The following is a 20,403-nucleotide window of genomic DNA, read 5'->3' on the forward strand; positions in this document are numbered from 1 at the left end:
GAGTGTCCCTTGCCCCGACGAAAGTGTCTTTTTTTGTGCGCCGACTCCTAGCAATCCTCCTGCCCGCCCTTCTGCTCATCACCGCCTGTGGCGGGGAGAGCACGCCGGCCGCCGAGCCCACCAGCAAGTCCGTAGGCGACGTCTCCAAGCTCGACTCCGTCAAGGTAACGGACAACGGCAACGACAAAGCGCCGGGCATTGAGTTCTCCAAGCCCCTCACCGTCGCTGAGCCCACGGTTGACGTCGTCAGTGAAGGCGATGGAGCCCGCGTAAAGGCGGGGCAGACGGCCGAACTGGCCTACGTCGCCGTGGACGGCAACGATGGCAAGACCCTTGAGGACGGCTACGCGACCGGCCCCCAGCCGATCGATCTGACGGATCAGATCAAGTCCAGCAATGAATTGATCTACAACGCCATTATCGGCGCCAAGGTCGGCAGTCACGTTGCCATCGCCGCCCCCGGCAATTCCTCGGGTGACACCCCTGCCGGCACGCAGCTGGTGGTCTTCAAGATTGTCTCTGCCAAGGACGCCGCTCCGGTCCTGGAGAAGCCCGAAGGTGAAACAGTGACTCCTCCGGCCGGCCTGCCCACCGTAAAGGAAGACGACAAGGGCATTCCGCAGATTTCCGTGGATGGCGTCGCTGCGCCCAAGGAACTCATCGCCCAGGACCTGATCAAGGGCTCTGGAGCTGCCGTCAAGGCCACTGACACCCTGACCGTCAACTACGTCGGTGTGAACCTCGTAGGTGGCACCAAGTTCGATTCGAGCTTCGACAGGGGAGAGCCCGCCAGTTTCCCCCTCACCGGCGTCATCAAGGGCTGGACACAGGGCCTTGAAGGCAAGACTGTTGGCTCGCGCGTGCTGCTGGTCATCCCGCAGGACCTGGCCTACGGTGAAACCGGCCAGGGTGAAGCCAAGGGCGACCTCGTATTCGTCGTCGACATTCTCGGCGTCAAGTAACCACCACCGAAACGTCGACAAGACTGCCGGGCACTGGCTTAAGCTGGTTCCTGACACCAATCCGTCCCTCACACCAAGGAGCAACCATGTCATTTGGTCAGCGTGACTTTGACCGCACCAAGCCCGAAATCGACTTCCCGGAAGGCGACGTCCCCACGGACCTTGTCATCACGGACCTCATCGAGGGCACCGGCACGGAAGCCAAAGCCGGCGACACCGTCTCCACCCACTACGTTGGCGTTGCCTGGTCCACCGGCGAGGAATTCGATGCTTCCTGGGGCCGCGGGGCTCCGCTGGACTTCCGCGTTGGCGTAGGCCAGGTCATCCAGGGCTGGGACCAGGGCCTGCTGGGCATGAAGGTCGGCGGCCGCCGTCGCCTGGAAATTCCTTCGGAGCTCGCCTACGGTTCCCGTGGCGCCGGCGGAGCCATCAAGCCCAACGAAGCCCTGATCTTTGTTGTAGACCTCGTGGCTGTCCGCTAGGGCACCCCTCAGGGCAAGGCGCGTTACCTTTCGGTTTTACCGGTTGGTGACGCGCCTTGCTGCTTTCCCGCCGGACTTTAGTAACGTAGCAACCGTGTCCGCATCCCGCACTGAACGACTTTTGAACCTTCTCCTGGCTTTGCTCAATACCAGGGTGGGCCTTCCACGCTCTGTCCTGCGCGAGAAGGTCTACCACGATTCCGCAGAGAATGACGTTGCCTTTGGGCGCATGTTCGAGCGCGACAAAGTGGACTTGAAACAGTTTGGCTTCGAGATCGAGACACTCACGGATCCGCGCCATTTCGGCGTCGATGACCCTGCGTCAACGCGCTACCGCATCGGCAAGGACTCCAACCGGCTGCCTGATGTGAACCTCACGCCTGCAGAATGCACCGTGTTGCTTCTCGCCGCGCAGCTGTGGGAACGGGCAGCGCTTGGCTCCGCAGCAGCCAATGCCGTCCGCAAGCTGCAAGCCGCAGGAGGCTTCACGGAGGTGGACCTCCCCGCCGGGGTCCAGCCCCGGATCAAACCAGCCGGACAGGCCTTCGACGACGTCGTGGCAGCCATGCATGGCAATCATCCGGTCCGCTTCGGCTACCTCGCGGTCAGTACCGGGCGTGAAGAAGTCCGCGAGGTTGAGCCCTGGGGACTCGGCAGCCGCTTTGGCCAGTGGTATCTTGTGGGCTTTGACCGGGAGAGAGGAGCCAAGAGACTGTTCCGGCTCTCACGGATGACTACCGCGGTAGCCGTGGTGCCAGGGAGCAGCTTCGAGCCTCCGGTCGGTTTCAATGCCAGGGCCGAACTGGACACCCTCCATGAACTGCCCGTGCAGCGGGCCACGCTCTCCGTCGACAAGGACCGCCTGCTTGCCTTGCGCAAGAGAGCCGTCGAAACAGCCCCGGTGGATTCCACCCGTGACCGCGTCATAGTGGAGTTCCGCGATCCCGAGGTACTCGCCGAAGAGCTGGCCTCATACGGCCCCCACGTCAAGGTGGACGGCCCGGCTGAACTGCGTGCCGCCGTCGTGCGCCGCCTCCAAGGTGCCCTGGACTTCGACGCCGGACCGCCCGTACCGGTGGTGTTCCCGGAGGCCGCACGGGCCCAGCGTGCCCGGAAGCGCACTTCGGAGGACCAACTTGCCAGGATGCTGCAGTTGGTCCCGTTCCTGGTCCATCATCAGGGTCTCCATATCCAGGAAGTCGCAGACCACTTCGGCATTACCCGCAAGGCACTGATTGATGACCTCAAGATCCTCATCTGCTCGGGACTCCCTGAGGGATATCCGGATGACCTCCTGGACATCCAGTGGGAAAACGACCACGTGTATATCTCCGAACACCTGGACCTGAACCGCCCGGTACGCTTCAGCGAGGATGAAGCCGCTGCCTTGCTGACCGGATTGGCCATGCTGGGAGACCTTCCGGCCTTGGCGGGCGTCTCCGAAGACGAGCCCGGGAGAGCCCTGGAATCTGTCACCATCAAACTGACCGGTGCTGCAGGGCAGGCGGGACGTTTGGCAGGCGCAGTAGCCGGTCAATCCGTTGAGCCCGAGCAGTCGCAGGCGTTCGCCGTCATTACTCAGGCGATCAGGGACGGCCGCCAGCTGCACCTGAAGTATCTTTCCCGGCAGCGGGATGAGCTGAGCGAACGTGACGTTGACCCCCTGCGGCTCTATTCGCTGGACAACACGTGGTACTTCGAGGCGTATTGCCACAGCAAGGCCGGCATCAGGAACTTCCGCCTGGACAGGGTGGAAATCGTCGAACAGAACGGGCGCCCTGCCTCAGGGACGGCTACTGCGGAGCAGGACTTCCCTGCCCGCTTGTTTACGCCCAGCGACGACGACGTCCTGGTGGTGCTGCAACTGACCAGGCAGGGTTTGGGGCTGGCCGATGACTATTACGCGGAGCGCACGGCGCAACTGTCCGACGGCGGCCTCCTCGCCGAGGTGCGGTTCGGCACAGCGGAGTGGCTTCCCATGTTCGTTTCCCAGCACGGTGGCTCCGTCCGGATTCTGGAACCCGGGGCGCTGCGCAACCAAACCAGGGCATGGCTTAACGTGGCCGTGGAGCAGTACGACTCTCCGTCCGACCGCGCGGCTGGCTAGACTACTCAGATGCCTTGGTGGTTCTGGATCCTGTTGTGGATCGCGCTCATAGCCCTGTCGTTGCTGCTTCACCTGACGCTGGGGTATCGCTTGTTCAGAAAATTCATGTCAACTGTTCATGAACTGGGCGACGCGGGTAAACGTTTCAGCAACCTTTCACCTGTCGCCGAAACCTCCGATGTTGAAACCTCGGAAAACCGCCCCGGGCCTGGGTCTGCAATTTTTGCCTCACCGGATCAGATGCGTCATGATTACCTGACGGCCAAAGCCTTCCGCCAGGAAGTTCGTCGCCAAAGGCGCGTCAGGCGCAAAGCAGAGCGGGGTCAACCCCAATCCCTGCACGACATTGAATTCAGATAGACGTAGGATGTATCCAAAAGGAAAGGACCTCCCCACATGAGGCTCGAAGGCTGGCATCTCATCATCATCATCGTCCTGGCTCTGGTGCTCTTCGCAGCGCCGAAGCTGCCGTCCATGGCGCGCAGCATTGGGCAGTCGATGCGCATTTTCAAGTCTGAAGTCCGGGAAATGAAGAAGGACGGTTCTTCCGAAACGAAGGACTCCCAGGACGCTTCCGACGCCGTTGAAGGCAAGGTAGTAGGCCACCCGGACGCCAAGGCCAAGAACACCGGCGAGACTGACGTTCCGCCCTCCAACCGCGTCTAAAGAGAGTGGTGGAAACGAAGGGGCGCAAGGCCAACCCCGAAGCCCGGATGGCGCTCCTTGACCACCTCAAGGAGCTGAAGAACCGGCTCTTCAAGGCTGCAATCGGCATCATCCTGGGCACCGTGGTGGGCTTCATCGTCTACCAGCCGCTTCTGGAGGCCCTGATCAAACCGATCAAGGACCTCAACGAGAAGGAGGGGCGCGCCGCTACCCTGAACTTTGATGGAGTGGCCAGCTCGTTTGACCTCATGGTGCAGGTCTCGGTCTTCCTCGGCGTGCTCCTCGCCTGCCCGGTGTGGATCTACCAGCTCTGGGCCTTCATTGTGCCTGGGCTGCACAAGAAGGAACGGCGCCTGGCGTTGGCCTTCGTGGCGGCGGCCGTGCCCCTGTTCGTGGGCGGTGTTCTCCTTGCCTGGCTGGTGCTCCCCAATGCAGTCAGGGTGTTGACAGACTTCACCCCGTCGGGTGCCTCCAACTTCATCACCGCCCAGGTGTACCTGGCGTTTGTCCTGAGGCTCCTGCTGGCGTTCGGCATCGCCTTCCTGGTTCCCGTGGTGCTGGTTGGGCTGAACCTCGCCGGGATCGTCAAGGGCAAACAACTCATTAAGAGTTGGCGCATTACCATCTTCCTGGTCTGCTTGTTCGCTGCAATGGCCGCTCCCGGTGCTGACGCCATGAGCATGTTCTACCTGGCCGCGCCCATGCTGCTCCTGTTCTTTGCGGCCATCGGAGTCTGCGTCCTTAACGACCGTCGCCGTGAGCGTCGTGCCATCAAGAAGGCAGCTGAGACTGAAGCCACGGCAGACATCGCCACCCCGGCAACGGATCTGGAGAATCTCTAGACCGTGGGCCACTAGGCTTGATGCATGTCCTCCATATCCGGGTCTCCATCACCATCAGAGAGCTACCAGGCTGCAGCGCAGCGGGCTTCTGAGTCGAAAACCTATCTGGGCGCTTTCGCCCGATCCTTGGATTTTGACCTGGACGACTTTCAACGCGAGGCATGCAGGTCCCTCCAGGAGGGCCGTGGTGTCCTGGTGGCAGCACCCACGGGCGCAGGCAAGACGATCGTGGGGGAGTTCGCGATCTACCTTGCTCTGGAACGAGGCCTCAAGGCTTTCTACACCACCCCCATCAAGGCGCTGAGCAACCAGAAGTTCTCGGAGCTGGCGTCAAAATACGGCGCTGCGAACGTTGGCTTGCTGACAGGCGATACCACCATCAACGGTGACGCGCCTGTGGTGGTCATGACCACCGAAGTCCTGCGGAACATGCTGTATGCAGACTCGGAGACCTTGGGCGACCTGGGGTTTGTGGTGATGGACGAGGTCCATTACCTGGCCGATCGCTTCCGCGGTGCTGTGTGGGAAGAAGTCATCATCCACTTGCCCAGCGAGGTCCAGGTGGCTTCGCTCAGTGCCACTGTTTCCAATGCTGAAGAGTTTGGCGCCTGGCTGGATACTGTCCGGGGCGATACCGATGTCATCGTCTCCGAACACCGACCGGTGCCGTTGTGGCAGCACGTCATGGTGGGCCGCGAAATAGTTGACCTTTTCGCAGGCGACACCACCTTCGATGAAATTGCGCCCCAGGCCACCGGCGCACCGGAGACTGAGGTGCCCGATATTTCCGAGGCCGCCGAGGTAGCCAGCGAACCCGCCCCCACGGACCGGCGGAACGACCATGCCAAGCGTTCCTCCGCCGCCAAAGTCCAGCAGGCCGTCACCGGACCTGAGTTTGAGGTCAATCCGGATCTGCTGGCCATGGCCCGTTCCGAGAGCCGCATGAACATGAGCGGCCGCTTTGGCCACGGAGGACGCAGCCGCCGTCGTCAGGACCGTCACCGCGATGAACGCCAGCAGTCCGAGCAGCGCAGCCCGGTTCGCAAGGCAAGCCGGCCCCAGGTCATTGAGAGCCTCAGGCGCCAGGACCTGCTCCCTGCCATCACGTTCATTTTTTCCAGGGCCGGCTGTGACGCTGCCGTTGCCCAGTGTGCAGCCTCCGGGCTATGGCTGACAACGGAGCGTGAACAGCAAATCATCGCCCAGCGCGTGGACGAAGCCAGTCACGAAATTCCTGCGGACGATCTCGACGTGCTCGGTTTCTGGGGCTGGCGCGACGGACTGGTCAGGGGCTTTGCCGCCCACCACGCGGGCATGCTGCCCACGTTCAAGGAAGTGGTGGAAAAGCTCTTTGCCGACGGCTTGGTCAAGGCCGTCTTCGCCACCGAAACGCTGGCCCTGGGCGTCAACATGCCGGCCCGCTGCGTGGTGCTGGAAAAACTGGAAAAGTTCAACGGTGAAGCCCATGTCAATATCACGGCGGGGGAGTACACCCAGCTGACGGGCCGCGCAGGACGCCGGGGCATCGACGTCGAAGGCCATGCCGTGGTGCTGTGGCAGCCGGGGACCGACCCCGCAGCTGTGGCAGGCCTGGCTTCACGGCGCACATACCCGCTGAACTCCAGCTTCCGGCCCACCTATAACATGAGCATCAACCTGATTGCCCAGTTTGGCCGCGTTCGCGCCCGCGAAATCCTGGAGTCATCTTTTGCCCAGTTCCAGGCAGACCGCTCCGTGGTCGGTATTGCCCGGCAGGTGCGGGGGCGCGAAGAGTCTTTGGCTGGCTACGCCAAATCCATGCAATGCCATCTGGGTGACTTTACCGAGTACGCAAAACTCCGGCGCGAGCTGGGCGATGCAGAGAATTTCGCGGCCCGCGACCATCAGCGTGCCCGCAAGTCCCACGTTGCCGACTCCCTGGCCCGGCTGATCCCCGGCGATGTCATCAGTATCTTCAGCGGCAGGCTGGCCGGCCATGCGGTTGTTCTCGAGGTAGATCCGAATGCCCGCGAGCCCCGGCCATCGGTGCTGACCTCGGATAACCAGCTTCGTCGGATCGGCGTGCACGATCTCGAGGGACCGGTCTCGCCCGTGACGCGGATCCGCATACCCAAATCGTTCAATGCCAAGGTGCCCAAGGCCCGCCGCGACCTCGCCTCCTCCATGCGCCACGCCATCAGTGAAGATGCACCGCACAGCCGCCGCAACAGCAGGCACGAGGACTTCGGCCTGGGGGCCCGCCTTCCCGACCAGGAAAAGAAGATCACTGATCTGAGGCGTGCGCTCCGGGCCCACCCCTGCCACGGCTGCAGCGAGCGGGAAGACCACGCCCGGTGGTCGGAGCGCTGGTGGAAGTTGCGCAAGGAAACCGACGGACTGGTCCGCCAGATCCAGAGCCGCACCAACACCATCGCCAAAACGTTCGACCGCGTGTGTGATCTGCTCTCCGCGTATGGCTACCTGGAGACGAACGACGCCGGCCACGTCACCATCAGCGTCGACGGGCAGCGGCTTCGCCGGATCTATGGCGAGAAGGATCTGCTCATTTCCCAGTCGGTCCGGCGCGGGGCCTTGAACGATCTCGATGCCGCCGAGTTGGCGTCTTTGGCCAGCACGCTGGTCTATCAAGCCAAACGCGAAGACCGCGGCCTGCGGCCCAAGATGCCCAGTGTTTCGTTGGAGTCCGCCGTGGATATTGTCGTCCGCGAATGGTCCCAGCTGGAGGACACCGAGGAACACCACAGACTCCCTTTGACTGGCGAGCCGGAACTTGGACTGATGTGGCCCATGTATAAGTGGGCCAAGGGCCGCCACCTTCAAGATGTCCTGAGCGGAACCGACCTCGCTGCCGGCGACTTTGTCCGCTGGGCCAAACAGGTAGTGGACCTCCTTGACCAATTGGCCAAGATCCCCCAACTCGACCCCAGAGTGGCACGGATCTGCCGTGAGGCCATTGAGCTGGTTCGCCGCGGCGTCGTTGCCTACTCCACGGTGGCCTAGCGCCACCCTTCACTGATTGACTGTTTCCAACGCTCAAGGAGCACAACGAATGAACCAGCCAGGCGCGCCAGCCGGCCACCCCCGCCCTGCAGAGGACCGCAAGGTCACTATGTACCGCAACGGGTCCATTTATACGGCCGCTGATCCCTTTGCCACCGCCATGGTGGTGGATGGCGATACTGTCGCTTGGGTGGGCTCCGAGCAGGCCGCCACGTCCATCGCCGACTCGAACATGGAGATCATCGATCTCCGCGGCGCCCTCCTCGCTCCCGGCTTTGTGGACTCGCATGCGCACCTCACAGAAACGGGCCTTGCCCTTTCCGGCGTGGACCTTGCCACGGTGCGTTCAGCCAAGGAACTGCTCGACGCCGTTGCCACCGCCGGCGGCAACGGCACCATTGTGGGGCACGGTTGGGATGAGACAGCGTGGAACGACTCCTCGCTGCCCACCATGGAAGAACTTGACCGGGCTGGGGCTGGACGGCAGGTCTACCTTTCCCGCATTGATGTCCACTCCGCCCTGGTTTCTTCATCGCTGGCCGCAGCTGCCGGCCTGAAAGGCGTGGACGGGTTCTCAGGCGGCGCACGGGTGGTACGTGCAGCGCATACCGCCGCGCGCCTGACGGTCCGGCAGTTCCCCGAAGAGGTGCGGCGTGGACTCCAGGAACGTGCCCTCAAGGAAGCGGCGTCCCATGGCTATGTGGCCTTGGCTGAAATGTCGGCACCCCACATCTGCGGCCCGGACGACCTGCGCCTGGCAGTGTCGTGGAACGGCCTCGGCGGCAGCCCTGAAGTGCTCCCGTACTGGGGCGAGCTGGCCTCGTCTGTGGAGCACGCAGAGAACATTCTGGGCGGCCTGGGGACCAAGGTCCTGGGCCTCGCCGGAGACCTTAACGTAGACGGTTCGCTTGGTTCCCGAACAGCTGCCCTCCTGGATGACTATTCCGACGCGCCTGGGAACCGCGGCAGCTTGTACCTCTCTGTAGATGATGCAGCCCGACACCTTGCTGCAACCTCCCAGCTGGGCGTCCAGGCGGGCTTCCATGTCATTGGCGACGCTGGCCTGGCCGTTGTTCTCGAAGCCTTGGACGTTGCCGCAGCTGAGGTAGGGGAGCAGCGGATCCGGGCCGCGGGCCACCGGCTGGAGCACGTTGAACTTGCCGATCAGGCCGCCATCGACAAACTGGCCAAGTACTCCATCACTGTCAGCGTACAACCTGGCTTCGATGCCGCGTGGGGCGCTCCGGGCGGGTTGTACGAGCAGCGTCTGGCAGGTCGAAGCAAGGCCATGAACCCCTTCGCGTCCTTCTACGCGAGTGGTGTCCCCATCGCCTTTGGCAGCGACAGCCCTGTCACGCCTCTTCGTCCGTGGACCAGCGTGCGCGCGTGCTTGGAACACAGCAACCCGGAACAACGGATATCAGCCAGGGCTGCTTTCCTGGGCCATACACGCGCCGGCTGGCGTGCCGCGAAGTCCCGCAACCCCCTGATGGGCCAACTGGTGCCTGGTGCACCTGCCAGCTTCGCCGTGTGGGAAGTCGAGGAGCTGATGGTCCAGGTGGCAGACAGTCGCGTCCAGTCGTGGAGCACGGATCCGAGGGCGAGGACACCGCTGTTGCCCGCTCTGGATACCGGCAGCGACCCGCGGTGCCTGCAGACCGTCCGTGAGGGACAGGAACTGTTCGCCCACGAGTCGCTCCGCGTTTAGGCGTACCAATTTCCAGCTCGCCGGTGGCCTCCTGAACTGGGCCGACGCCAGGATCCGCAGGTCACCGGCCGGTTGACAGCGTGTGGTGAGTCCGTAGCATTGAGGCTCAACGGATGATCAGACCGGGGGCGAAAGCCACGGTTTGATGGTCCGGTCGCGGCCGGAGCACGTTCATGGTGGCGGCAAACAGGTGGGCAGGTCCGCAGCGACCCAGAAAACAGTTCGTCCGGGACTCAGTTGCCCGGCGCCACTGGACCTGGGCTTGTGGACCTGCCCGCGGCATGCCGCCCCGGCACCCCGCCTGTGTCCCACGCCACTACCGCCCAGGGAGTGCGCTGCGGCGTCCTATAATGGAGAGTTGCGCCAGAATGCCAGCCGCCACGGCTGGTCCGGCACACTGACCGCTCCATCAAGGAAAGGCCTCTTCTTGCGTGTCCTGACGATCATTCCCACCTACAACGAGCTCGAATCGCTCCCCGTAACCCTGGGGCGGCTGCGCGCAGCAGTTCCCGAGTCCGATGTTTTGGTGGTTGACGACAACAGCCCTGATGGTACCGGACAACTTGCCGACGAGTTCGCGGCCACGGACCACCAAGTTCACGTGCTGCACCGAAAGGGCAAGGAAGGCCTTGGGGCCGCCTACATCGCCGGCTTCAAGTGGGGGCTCGCTGCAGGATACGACGTCTTGGTGGAAATGGACGCCGACGGTTCGCACAAGCCGGAACAGTTGCCATTGCTCCTGGATGCCGTCAAGGACGGAGCCGACCTCGCCATGGGCTCACGCTGGGTCCCCGGAGGCAGCGTGGTCAACTGGCCGCTCTACCGCCAGGCGATCTCACGTATCGGCAGCACCTATGCCCGCATCATGCTCGGCGTGAAGATCAAGGACGTCACCGGCGGCTACCGCGCCTTCAAGCGCAGCACCCTGGAGGCCCTGAACCTGGATGAGGTCGAGTCGGTCGGCTACGGCTTCCAGGTGGACCTCGCATGGCGGGTGGCCAAGCTGGGTCTCCGCATCGAGGAACGCCCCATTACTTTTGTGGAGCGGGAGCTTGGTGCGTCCAAGATGAGCGGCAACATTGTGGTGGAAGCCATGATCAACGTCACCAAGTGGGGACTGGCGGCTCGCTGGGCAAAGCTCACCCGCAAATCGCCCGCCACGGCAAAGTAACCTTCCAACAGAAAGGCCGGGTCTGGTTCCCAAGGGAACCAGACCCGGCCTTTCTTGTCCGGGCTTACTTTTGTCCGGGTTGCAGACTAGGCGGAGCGGCGCTCTCCACGGCGCTCACGCAGAATGTTCAAACGATCCTCAAGGATCTGCTCCAGCTCAGGAAGGCTGCGGCGTTCCAGCAGCATGTCCCAGTGGGTGCGGACGGCTTTCTCGTTGGCGTCCACAGGACGCTCGCCATCAACCAGAAGAGCTTCCTTGCCGGTCTTGGAAACCCAGACCGGGGGAATCTCGGCCTCGGAGGAGAAGGTCACGAAGACCTGTTCGCCGTCCTCGCAGCGGTACTCGACCCGCTGGCGCGGTGCCGGTTCAACGCCGGATTCGGTTTCCATGCTTTGGGCGCCAAGACGCATACCCCGCAGGCTGCGATCGCTCATGATTACTCCCTCTGTCTGTACGCGGAGCAGGAACCCCGCGCTGGCCGTAAGCCGTTTTCACGATCCTTACGGACTACTTCTGCACACCTTGCATCACTAATTGCAACGCCTGGCCAAGCTTTTATGTTCCATCCAGGCTGAACCAGCCGGACAAATATCCCATTATACGCGGAACATCTCCTACTACTCAAAAGCCACGACACGCAACGAGCGGCCAGCCGGAATGGCTGACCGCTCGCACCGCCAGAACCTCTGGTTATTCGGCTGGCCGTGAATGCTCCGCGGATGCTGTGGGAGCGGGCGCCTTGCTGTCGTCATTGCCACCGAAGAGACCTACGGGGGAGTCCCCGTTGTTCCCGCCGAGGGCGCCGCCGATGCCTTTAAGTGCTTCGCCGACTTCGCTGGGAATGATCCAGAGTTTGTTCGAGCTTCCTTCAGCGATCTTCGGGAGGGTCTGCAGATACTGGTAAGCAAGAAGCTTCTGGTCCGGGTTGCCCTTGTGGATGGCGTCGAAGACCTTCTGGATGGCCTGGGCTTCACCGTCGGCGCGGAGGATGGCTGCCTTGGCGTCACCCTCAGCTGCGAGGATGGCCGCTTGGCGCTGGCCTTCAGCAGTGAGGATTTGCGACTGCTTGGTACCTTCGGCGGTCAGGATGGCCGCACGACGATCCCGCTCTGCGCGCATCTGCTTTTCCATCGAGTCCTGGATGGAGTGCGGCGGATCAATCGCCTTCAGCTCCACGCGCGACACGCGGATTCCCCAACGGCCCGTGGCTTCGTCGAGGACGCCTCGCAGCTGACCATTGATCTGGTCGCGCGACGTGAGCGCCTCTTCGAGGTTCAGCCCGCCCACCACGTTACGGAGCGTGGTGGTTGTCAGCTGCTCGACTGCCTGGATGTAGTTGGCGATCTCATACGTAGCCGCCCGGGGATCAGTGACCTGGAAGTAGACCACGGTGTCGATCGAGACCACCAGGTTGTCCTCAGTGATAACCGGCTGCGGCGGGAAGGACACCACTTGTTCGCGGAGATCGAGGAGCGGCAGGAGCCGGTCGACGAACGGGATCAGGATGGTAAGGCCCGGGTTCAGCGTGCGCTGGTACTTGCCGAGCCGTTCAACGACGCCGGCGCGGGCCTGCGGGATGATCCTGACCGAGCGGACCAACACTATAATGACAAAAATAACGAGAACAATCAGCACAATTGCTGCTGCTGTTCCTCCTAAGCCGTCCATACATCTCCTTCGTTCCCCAACTGCGTGGTTTGATGCGGCGGTCCGGCCAGGCTGCCGAACCGCGTGAATTTAAGGCGCGTTATCAGCGCGGGCTGTTTTCGGCCGGCGAGGTGACTACCGCCGTCGCGCCGTCGATTTTAGTGACCTGGACTGTGGCGCCGGCGTCGATGACACCGGCGATACTGCGGGCGCTCCAGACGTCACCGCCAATTTTGACGAGCCCACTGGTGCCGCTCACGGCTTCAATGACGAGAGCGGGCTGGCCAATCAGCCGGTCGATGTTGGATCGCTGCTCTTCGGGACCCTTGTGAAGGTGTTTCAGCGCTACGGGCCGCACGAAGGCGATCATCAGGAGGGAAACCACGCAGAAGATGACAATCTGGAGCCAGAAATCCGCGCCGGCGAAGTCAGCCACCAAGCCGGCCAAGGCTCCTCCGCCCAGCATGATGAAGAAGAGGTCCAAGGTGAGCATTTCCACCACTGCGAACGCGAGGAAGACTGTGAGCCAGAGGGCCCACCAATTCTCGCCGAGCCATTCAAACATCATTTCCCCCTTGGTCCCGGACCCCGCGGGGCGGGATCACAGTCGCTGTTCTTCCATCCTAGCCCGATGCGCTGTCCCACGTCAGGGCACGGTAAAGACGTTGATCCGGAATTTGGCAGTGGTGGACACAGAACCGGTGGGCTCGCCCACCGGTCCCTGATCCCGGAGATGGTGGCCGGCGGGACCCATATACGCGAGGTCGCCCATCTGCGGGCCGGTCAGCTCCAAGGGCACATCCAGGCCGAGGACCCCAGCGGGGCTGAAATACCCCTTCATGGTGTCAGCCAAACGTTCTTCCTTGCCCTCTTCGATGCCCAGCATTCCCGTCCTGGCAGCAACCTCGGCAAGATGGCCCGGCCTGGGTGTCACCACGATCAGTTTCCCGCCGGGACGGATGACCCTCGCAAACTCGGCTGGGTTGCGCGGGGCAAAGACCACCATGACCACGTCCACCGAATTGTCAGCCACCGGTAAAGGACGCCAAATGTCCCACACCAGGTTGGCCGCCTGGGGGTTGAGCCGGGCAGCCCTGCGGAGCGCAAACTTGGAGATGTCCAGGCCGATCGCCGCAGCCCCGGATTCTTCGGTGACGGCATGGAGGTAGTGCCCAGTCCCTGTGCCGGCATCCAGAACCACCGCGCCGGGAAGGCGAAGCGCCCCGGCCGCCTCTTCTGCGACTGCGGCGGCCAAAGCAGCATAGTGGCCTGCGTCCAGGAACCGGTAACGTGCTGCCACCATGTTGGCAGTATCGGCTTCAAAGACTGTGCCCTTGCCCGTCAACAGGTTGAAGTAGCCCTGTTTGGCGGAGTCGAAAAGGTGCCCCGACCCGCAGGCCAGCGTCCTGTGCGGATGTTCCTTCAGCTGGAGCGCCCCTTGGCACAGCGGACAACGGAGGGCAGCGACGGCGTCGGACAACATGGCTTCAATCCTACGGCTGGACGGAGTGTCAGGTGCCGGGCACCGTTCTCCCGGGCTAGGCTCACCCTCGTGAAACCCGAGCAACTGCCACTGCTGAACTCCGTGTCCGCCCCTGCCATCCACCCTGATGGGACCAAGGCGGTGGTTTCCGTCACCAGGCCGGATTTTGACGCTGACAGTTATGTTGGCCAGCTGTGGACAGTACCTCTGGACAACACCAAGCACCCCCGTCGCATTACCCGCGGTTTCAGGGACAGCTCGCCTGCCTTCTCACCCGACGGCCTTGTCCTGGCCTTCCTCCGGAGCGATCCCGACGGCAAGCCGCAATTATTCGTCGTGGAGGCTGCCGGCGGCGAACCGCAGCGGATCACAGATCAGCACACCGGAGTGGCAGGATTCGTGTGGGCGCCCGATTCGCACCGGATTGCTTTCCTGGCGCGCGTCCCGGAACAAGGGCGTTATGGAACGGTGGAGGGTGTGACCTCCGGCGGCGAGGATGCCCGGCTGCTCACTGCGAACCAATACAGAATGAACGGCGTGGGGTACACCACCGATCAGCGCCAGCAGGTCTTCGTTGTTGAGGTTCCGGAGTTGGGCGGGGAGCCTGCGGTAGCGCCCCGTGGGCGCGCGGCACACGAACAGCCAGCACCTGCGGGGCACGGGATTCCAGCGGCCAGGCAACTGACGTTTGGCGATTCAGACCACGAGTCCCCATGCTTTTCTGCCGACGGCTCGCACCTTTACTTCGTAGCGGCGCTGCATGAAGGGCACGACGACGATCTTGTCACCTCGGTTTACAGGGTGGACGCCGGCGGAGGCGAGCCGTCCGTCGTCGAACCATCCAATGCCGGCCTTCAAACCGTCACCGGCGTCCGAGCCTCCTTGGATGGACGCTGGCTGTTTTATACCGCCCAAGGTCTGGGAACTACGGGCAAGGACTTCGTTGCCCGGAACGGCGTCCTGTACGTCATGCCAGTTGGCGGCGGTGAAGCCGCAGCCCTGACCGATGAAGAACACCTGGACGTTTCAGGGCCTTTGGAACCGAGCGGACCTGCCAGCATGCTTGTCCTGAACACGGCTCTGGGCAGTGTTGAACTGCTCGACGTTCCCGCCGATGGTGAGATCATGCCCCTGGTCCATGGTGCCCGGGTGGTCATTGGCGCAACGGTTGCCGCCAACGGTGAGATCGCGGTGAGTCTCTCCGACGCATCAACCGTGGGCGACGTCGCTTCCCTGGTACGCGGGGAACTGCGCTTGTTGACCGACTTCTCAGCCGCGCTCAGGAACAACTCGCGGGTCAGCGAGCCCTTGGACTTCGAGGCCGAATCCTCTGATGGGCATCCGGTGCATGGTTGGCTGGTCCTGCCGGACGGGCCCGGACCACATCCGGTGTTGCTGTCCATCCACGGTGGTCCGTTCGCCCAGTACACCGGAGCTTTCTTCGATGAAGCGCAGGTTTACGCTGCCGCCGGATACGCAGTGGTGATGTGCAATCCCCGTGGCTCAGCCGGTTACGGCCAAACGCACGGCCGTGCCATCAAGGAGCGCATGGGAACCGTGGATATGCAGGACGTGCTGGCGTTCCTGGATGCGGCCTTGGCCGTCCATAGCGCGGTGCTGGACAAGGACAGGGTGGGCATCATGGGTGGTTCCTACGGGGGTTACCTGACCGCCTGGACCATCGCCCACGATCACCGCTTCAAAGCAGCGATCGTGGAACGCGGATTCCTGGACCCGGTCAGCTTCGCGGGGTCCTCCGACATTGGCTGGTTTTTCGGCGGTGAGTACACGGGTGGCACTCCTGGGCAGATGACGGCCCAGAGCCCTATGGCAGTTGTGGGTACCGTCCAAACTCCAACGCTGGTGGTGCACAGTGAAAACGACCTTCGATGCCCCATCGAACAAGGGCAGCGCTACTACTCACACCTGAAGGCCCAGGGAGTTGATACCGCTTTGTTGGTTTTCCCGGGCGAGGACCACGAATTGTCCCGGTCGGGGACGCCGCACCACCGCAGGCAGCGCTTTGACCACATCCTTGGCTGGTGGGCACGGTACTTGCCTACTGCGTCGAATCACGAGGAGGACTAGCTGTACCAAGCCAGCGGGCCGCTGAACCTGGCCTTGGCCGTCAGCGCAGGAAGCCCAGGCTCCGGCGTGCATCCTCGATCTCCGGAGTTGCCCAGCGGGCAGAATGTTCCGCATTGCTGGACAGCGACCTGATTTCGGCTCGGTCCAGGTACAGCGTGCCGAGGAGATGGTCCGTCTCGTGTTGCACAATGCGCGCCTGCCAGCCTGAGAACCATTCCTCCACTGGCTCACCCGCGGGCGTAACGTAGCTCAGCTCTACATTCCGGTGACGGGTTACCACTGCCTGGTAACCGTTGACGGAGAGGCAGCCTTCATAGAAGGAGGCCGTCTCGACTCCCAACGGACGGCACTGCGGGTTCACGATGGCGAAAAACTCCATATGCTCCCGATGCCGCACCGCGGCGGACGCAGGGTCAAGATCGTACTGGTCCTCCAGCACGGCCACCTGCAGCGGGATGCCCAGCTGGGGCGCAGCCAAACCGACGCCGGGAGCGTCGTGCATCACCTCGCGCATCCGATCCACCAGGGCCATCAGTTCGACGTCGTCCAGCTGGCCATCGTACGGGGCGGCGAGTTGACGCAGCACGGGGTGTCCGGCCTGGACGATCGGGGGAAGTTCTTCCGCATCAAGCAACCTGCGGACAGCGTCCCGTATCTGGGTGGGGTTGAAGTCCGTGGCCGGGCTCGCGGCCTCGTGATGAGGTTGATGGTTCATGGCACGAGCCTATCGCCACGGCTGTCCGTTACGTTGGGCTAGGCTCGACGGATGACCGATTCATCTTCTTTGGACCGCGTACTGGGTTTCGTCCGGACTGTTGAAGCCGGCGGTGGAGCAGCTGAGCTGCGGCCATACCTTGCCGAGGATTTTCAACTCACTGAGTGGCCCCATGCGTTGTCCAAAACGGGTTCCACCAGGAACCTGCAGGACACTCTGGCCGGCGCCGACCACAGCAAGGACATTGTTGCCGATCAGCGATTCGAGGTAGTCCGCACCACCAGCGAAGGCGACCGCGTGGTACTCGAGATGAACTGGTCGGCCACGCTGCTCCTTGACCTGCCGCACTGGGACCGTGGCGATACCATCAGGGCCAGGAGCACAGCGGTCTTTGAGCTGCGGGACGGGCTGATTGTCAGCCAGGACACGTACGACTGCTATTACACGACGCCGGAGTAGCTATCGCATGGTGAAACGCCGTTCCACCAACCCTGCTATCGAAGGAAGCCCGAGCACGCCGGCGAAGAACCTGTTCCTGGCTTCCATGACCGACGGTGGCAACGGCCTGCCCAGCGCCATGTTGAGTCCGGCCTGACGCGAAGCCCGTTGGGCTGCCTTTCTGCGGGACCTCTCGAAGTGCTCCAGCAGCCGCCCCACGTCGGCCCCACCAAATGAAGCATCCATGATGGGTGCAAGCGCCGCAGCGTCCAACCAGCCCAGGTTCATGCCTTGACCACCGATCGGGCTGATTTCGTGGGCTGCATCGCCGAGCAACACCACCCGGCCGTGGACCATTCGCGCCGCAAGCCGGGACCGCACCTCGAAGGCACTCAGCATGGTGTTGCTCCGGGAGTCCGGCACTTCGCCCGTTCTGGCCCCGATCAGCTCAGCCAGCCCGGCCGCCGTCGTGCCCTTGTCCGGTGACCCCAGCCTCACCACCCATCTGCGTACCCCGCCCGGCAACGGAAACGACTCCACAATCCCGGCCGGTTCCAGATAGAGGACCGCATCCGTGCCGTGGGAAGTGGCATCAGCGAAATCGCCCATGATGTAGCAATCCGGATAGCTCCGTGACGGCAAGTGCGGCAGAATCCTTTGGCGGATCGCTGAGTGCGCCCCATCAGCGGCTACTACCAACCGTGCGCGGAACTCGAGGCCGCCAGCGGTTGAATCCGCCCTGACGCGCACGGACCTGAAGTCATCCACCACTTCCTGGACATCCGCGCCGCGGACGATCGCGGCGGAGTCCAGATCCATGACGGTCCTCTCCAGGACCTTCTCGGTAACCGTTTGCGGTACCGCAAGGATAAACGGGAAGTCGGGGTCGCCGTCGAACGCCAGTCGGGCAACCATGCGTCTTTGGCTGTAGGCAACGCCTCGGTGGATATGGACGCCGGCGGCAACCAGCTGGTCGGCAACCCCGGCGCGGGCCAGCTCCGCCAACGCCGGCGGATGGATACCGATGGCCCGCGAACTGTCACTTTGGCTGTCCCTCCGTTCCAGTATCCGCACCTGGTGCCCTTGTTGAAGCAACAGGGCTCCCATGAACAGTCCCACGGGTCCGGCACCGACGATCACTACGTCAAGCATTTTCTGCCCTTGGGGATGAAGCCGCGCGCTCCTCGTGGACCAGCAGGTGGTGCCAGGGGCCGTTTGCCTCCACCCTCCAGCTCGCCGGAACGGTGGATGCCAGTTCCGCGGCGGTGTAGCTGCGTTTGATGGACACCAAGCCGTCACCCCAGATGTAGGAGCCCAAGCCCAAAGGCCAGAAGCCGGCCATGAACAGCAGGTAGGAGAGGTTACTGCGTTTGAGGTCGTTGTGCAGCACGAGGCCGCGGCTGAGCGCCTCCGAGTCGCGCAGGACACCGGCCATCTGCGCGGCATCGAGGTGGTGAAGGATGTGGTTGGAGATGACGAAATCGAACACCAGCCCTTCTGCGACGAGCTCGGAGCTGTGTGCTTGACGGTAGGTGACGCCCTCCATCGCGGGAAGCTTCGAAGCAAAGGCAAAAGCCCTGGCATCCGGATCGATCGCAGTCACCGTGAGGCGGTAGCCATCCTTCCTGGCCCACCCAGCAAGGCTCCGGGCTACGTCACCGCTGCCGCACCCGATGTCCAACAGCGACGCTTCGCCCTCGGCAGCCAACACTGGGCGGATCCTGTGGCGGTAAGTACCGTGCCAGCCCGACAGAAGACTGTTGACCACCGGAAACCTGGCATAGGTCCGGATGAGGCGATCGGGGTCGCAGTCAGCCCTGTCCATCTCCTCCACAGACGACAGATCCCTCTTCTGGAGGGACCCCCAAGGACTCACAGATCGGGGGAGACCAGCGTGAACAGGCCTGTCTCCACTGTCAGGCCCGGACCGAACGCCATGGAACAGATCCGTTCCTCACGTTCGGAGGCGGCCTGGCCCATCATGTACTTCAGGACGAAGAGCACGGTGGCGCTGCTCATGTTGCCGTATTCACGCAGTGTCTCCCTGGCCGGGATCAACTGCTCGTGGGTCAGTTCCAGTTTGGACTCCACCTTGTCCAGGATGCTGCGGCCACCAGGATGGATGGCCCAATGGGTGATGTCCCGGTACGGGAGCCCGGCCAGTTGGGGCTCCTTGGCAAGGAGCGGTTCCAGTGCGCCCGTTATGTGTTCCTCGATGATGTGCGGAACGTAGGAGCCCAGCACCATTTCGAAGCCTTCGTCGCCGATATTCCAGGCCATGGCTTCCTCGCCCACAGGCGTGAGGACCGTTTCGAAGTGGTCCAGCCTGATGACCGGGTCCGGTCCTTCCGGTTCCCGCGCCGTCACGACGGCGGCCGCCGCGCCATCACCGAAGATGGCCGAACCCATGATGGTGTCGGGATCGTTGGACGTGCGGACGTGAAGGGAACAGAGTTCAACACAGATCACCAGGACTACGGCATCGGGATCAGCAACGCAGAACTGTTTGGCGGCTTTGAGGGCAGGGAACGCGGCGTAGCAGCCCATAAATCCCAAGTGGTAGCGCTGAACGGCCGGGTTCAGGCCCAAGGCCCTCACAACTTTGTAATCGGGGCCCGGGTTGAAGAAGCCCGTACAAGACACGGTGATGACGTGGGTGATGTCGTCGAGGTCGATACCGGAGGCCTGGGCTACCGCCGTCTTTCCTGCCTCCACAAACAGCTTGGTGGCTTCGGTAGCGAAAATTTCGTTGCGCACCTTGGTGCTGGGGCTGAGGACCCGGTTGGTTTCGGGGTCGAAGAACGTGGGATTCTCCGGGTGGGCGTCAAGGCTGAGCTCGGCAACGGCCGTGTAGCGGGTGTCGATTGCCGCCGAGTCGAAACAGGTGGTGACCAGGCGCGTGCCCAGTCGTGTCAGTCCTGGTTGGGAGGCGAAGACTTCCCGGGCCTGCTGCTGCACGAGGATTGTTGGCGGAACTGCGGTTTCAAGGGACCTCACGTATACCGGCATGCTTCATTCTTAGCGAGTAAACGGAGGAAGACAATGGCAGAATCGAACTTACTGACCGAGGTTGGTCACGGATAGCCAGGCGACG

19 protein-coding genes are annotated in these 20,403 nt (G+C 62.9%); 11 read left to right on the forward strand and 8 right to left on the reverse strand.

Going from position 1 to position 20,403, the window contains the following annotated elements:
- The first annotated feature begins 35 nt into the window (after positions 1 to 35).
- From CGK93_RS12650 to CGK93_RS12690, 9 genes are all read left to right on the forward strand, one after another.
- Positions 36 to 962 carry an FKBP-type peptidyl-prolyl cis-trans isomerase gene (locus CGK93_RS12650; RefSeq protein ID WP_089597429.1) on the forward strand — a complete coding sequence of 309 codons (927 nt, stop codon included), beginning with the start codon at positions 36 to 38 and terminating at the stop codon, positions 960 to 962.
- 86 nt (positions 963 to 1,048) lie between these two features.
- Entirely contained in the window at positions 1,049 to 1,444 is a 396-nt protein-coding gene (locus CGK93_RS12655) for an FKBP-type peptidyl-prolyl cis-trans isomerase (protein WP_011774867.1), read from the forward strand.
- A gap of 94 nt (positions 1,445 to 1,538) precedes the next feature.
- Positions 1,539 to 3,551, forward strand: coding sequence for a helix-turn-helix transcriptional regulator (locus CGK93_RS12660; RefSeq protein WP_198318218.1), 2,013 nt, complete (start codon positions 1,539 to 1,541; stop codon positions 3,549 to 3,551).
- A gap of 9 nt (positions 3,552 to 3,560) precedes the next feature.
- Complete coding sequence (locus CGK93_RS12665; protein ID WP_089595137.1) at positions 3,561 to 3,911, forward strand: hypothetical protein; 351 nt, start codon at positions 3,561 to 3,563, stop codon at positions 3,909 to 3,911.
- Positions 3,912 to 3,947: 36 nt separating this feature from the next.
- Positions 3,948 to 4,217 (forward strand): Sec-independent protein translocase subunit TatA, encoded by a 270-nt coding sequence (tatA, locus tag CGK93_RS12670; protein ID WP_089595138.1) that lies wholly within the window; start codon positions 3,948 to 3,950, stop codon positions 4,215 to 4,217.
- A gap of 5 nt (positions 4,218 to 4,222) precedes the next feature.
- Positions 4,223 to 5,059 carry a twin-arginine translocase subunit TatC gene (gene tatC / locus CGK93_RS12675; protein WP_089595139.1) on the forward strand — a complete coding sequence of 279 codons (837 nt, stop codon included), beginning with the start codon at positions 4,223 to 4,225 and terminating at the stop codon, positions 5,057 to 5,059.
- 24 nt (positions 5,060 to 5,083) lie between these two features.
- Positions 5,084 to 8,059: a DEAD/DEAH box helicase gene (locus CGK93_RS12680; protein ID WP_089595140.1), complete on the forward strand. Its 2,976-nt coding sequence runs from the start codon at positions 5,084 to 5,086 to the stop codon at positions 8,057 to 8,059.
- A 49-nt stretch (positions 8,060 to 8,108) separates the two neighbouring features.
- Positions 8,109 to 9,767, forward strand: a complete 1,659-nt coding sequence (locus tag CGK93_RS12685) for an amidohydrolase (RefSeq protein ID WP_089595141.1) — start codon at positions 8,109 to 8,111, stop codon at positions 9,765 to 9,767.
- A 427-nt stretch (positions 9,768 to 10,194) separates the two neighbouring features.
- Positions 10,195 to 10,938, forward strand: coding sequence for a polyprenol monophosphomannose synthase (locus CGK93_RS12690; protein WP_089597431.1), 744 nt, complete (start codon positions 10,195 to 10,197; stop codon positions 10,936 to 10,938).
- A gap of 86 nt (positions 10,939 to 11,024) precedes the next feature.
- Here CGK93_RS12690 and CGK93_RS12695 read toward each other — a convergent pair whose 3' ends face one another.
- The 4 genes from CGK93_RS12695 to CGK93_RS12710 all read right to left on the reverse strand — a co-directional run bounded on the left by CGK93_RS12695 (position 11,025) and on the right by CGK93_RS12710 (position 14,068).
- Positions 11,025 to 11,372: an RNA polymerase-binding protein RbpA gene (locus CGK93_RS12695; RefSeq protein ID WP_011774875.1), complete on the reverse strand. Its 348-nt coding sequence runs from the start codon at positions 11,370 to 11,372 to the stop codon at positions 11,025 to 11,027.
- 256 nt (positions 11,373 to 11,628) lie between these two features.
- Complete coding sequence (locus CGK93_RS12700; protein WP_089595142.1) at positions 11,629 to 12,606, reverse strand: SPFH domain-containing protein; 978 nt, start codon at positions 12,604 to 12,606, stop codon at positions 11,629 to 11,631.
- A gap of 82 nt (positions 12,607 to 12,688) precedes the next feature.
- Positions 12,689 to 13,150, reverse strand: a complete 462-nt coding sequence (locus tag CGK93_RS12705; protein ID WP_089595143.1) for an NfeD family protein — start codon at positions 13,148 to 13,150, stop codon at positions 12,689 to 12,691.
- 81 nt (positions 13,151 to 13,231) lie between these two features.
- On the reverse strand, positions 13,232 to 14,068 hold the full coding sequence (locus CGK93_RS12710) for a methyltransferase domain-containing protein (protein WP_089595144.1): 837 nt from the start codon (positions 14,066 to 14,068) through the stop codon (positions 13,232 to 13,234).
- 69 nt (positions 14,069 to 14,137) lie between these two features.
- On the opposite strand from CGK93_RS12710, the gene CGK93_RS12715 reads away from it, so the two are divergent.
- Positions 14,138 to 16,156 (forward strand): S9 family peptidase, encoded by a 2,019-nt coding sequence (locus tag CGK93_RS12715; RefSeq protein ID WP_089595145.1) that lies wholly within the window; start codon positions 14,138 to 14,140, stop codon positions 16,154 to 16,156.
- Between the two features lie 40 nt (positions 16,157 to 16,196).
- On the opposite strand, the gene CGK93_RS12720 is transcribed toward CGK93_RS12715, so the two are convergent.
- A complete protein-coding gene (locus tag CGK93_RS12720) occupies positions 16,197 to 16,871 on the reverse strand; it encodes a peptide deformylase (RefSeq protein WP_089595146.1) in 675 nt (224 codons plus the stop codon).
- 51 nt (positions 16,872 to 16,922) lie between these two features.
- Between CGK93_RS12720 and CGK93_RS12725 the strand changes: the two genes are divergently transcribed.
- The gene (locus CGK93_RS12725) at positions 16,923 to 17,330 is read left to right on the forward strand and encodes a nuclear transport factor 2 family protein (RefSeq protein ID WP_089595147.1); all 408 of its coding nucleotides are present in this window, start codon (positions 16,923 to 16,925) and stop codon (positions 17,328 to 17,330) included.
- On the opposite strand, the gene CGK93_RS12730 is transcribed toward CGK93_RS12725, so the two are convergent.
- The 3 genes from CGK93_RS12730 to CGK93_RS12740 are packed head-to-tail and all read right to left on the reverse strand — an operon-like array spanning position 17,331 to position 20,318.
- Positions 17,331 to 18,461 carry an FAD-dependent oxidoreductase gene (locus CGK93_RS12730; RefSeq protein WP_089595148.1) on the reverse strand — a complete coding sequence of 377 codons (1,131 nt, stop codon included), beginning with the start codon at positions 18,459 to 18,461 and terminating at the stop codon, positions 17,331 to 17,333.
- The gene (locus CGK93_RS12735) at positions 18,454 to 19,185 is read right to left on the reverse strand and encodes a class I SAM-dependent methyltransferase (protein ID WP_089595149.1); all 732 of its coding nucleotides are present in this window, start codon (positions 19,183 to 19,185) and stop codon (positions 18,454 to 18,456) included. Before CGK93_RS12735 ends, CGK93_RS12730 begins: the two co-directional genes overlap by 8 nt.
- Entirely contained in the window at positions 19,182 to 20,318 is a 1,137-nt protein-coding gene (locus CGK93_RS12740; RefSeq protein ID WP_089595150.1) for a type III polyketide synthase, read from the reverse strand. Before CGK93_RS12740 ends, CGK93_RS12735 begins: the two co-directional genes overlap by 4 nt.
- Positions 20,319 to 20,403 lie beyond the last annotated feature (85 nt).

Source organism: Arthrobacter sp. YN, from assembly GCF_002224285.1.
In the GTDB taxonomy this organism is placed as follows: domain Bacteria; phylum Actinomycetota; class Actinomycetes; order Actinomycetales; family Micrococcaceae; genus Arthrobacter.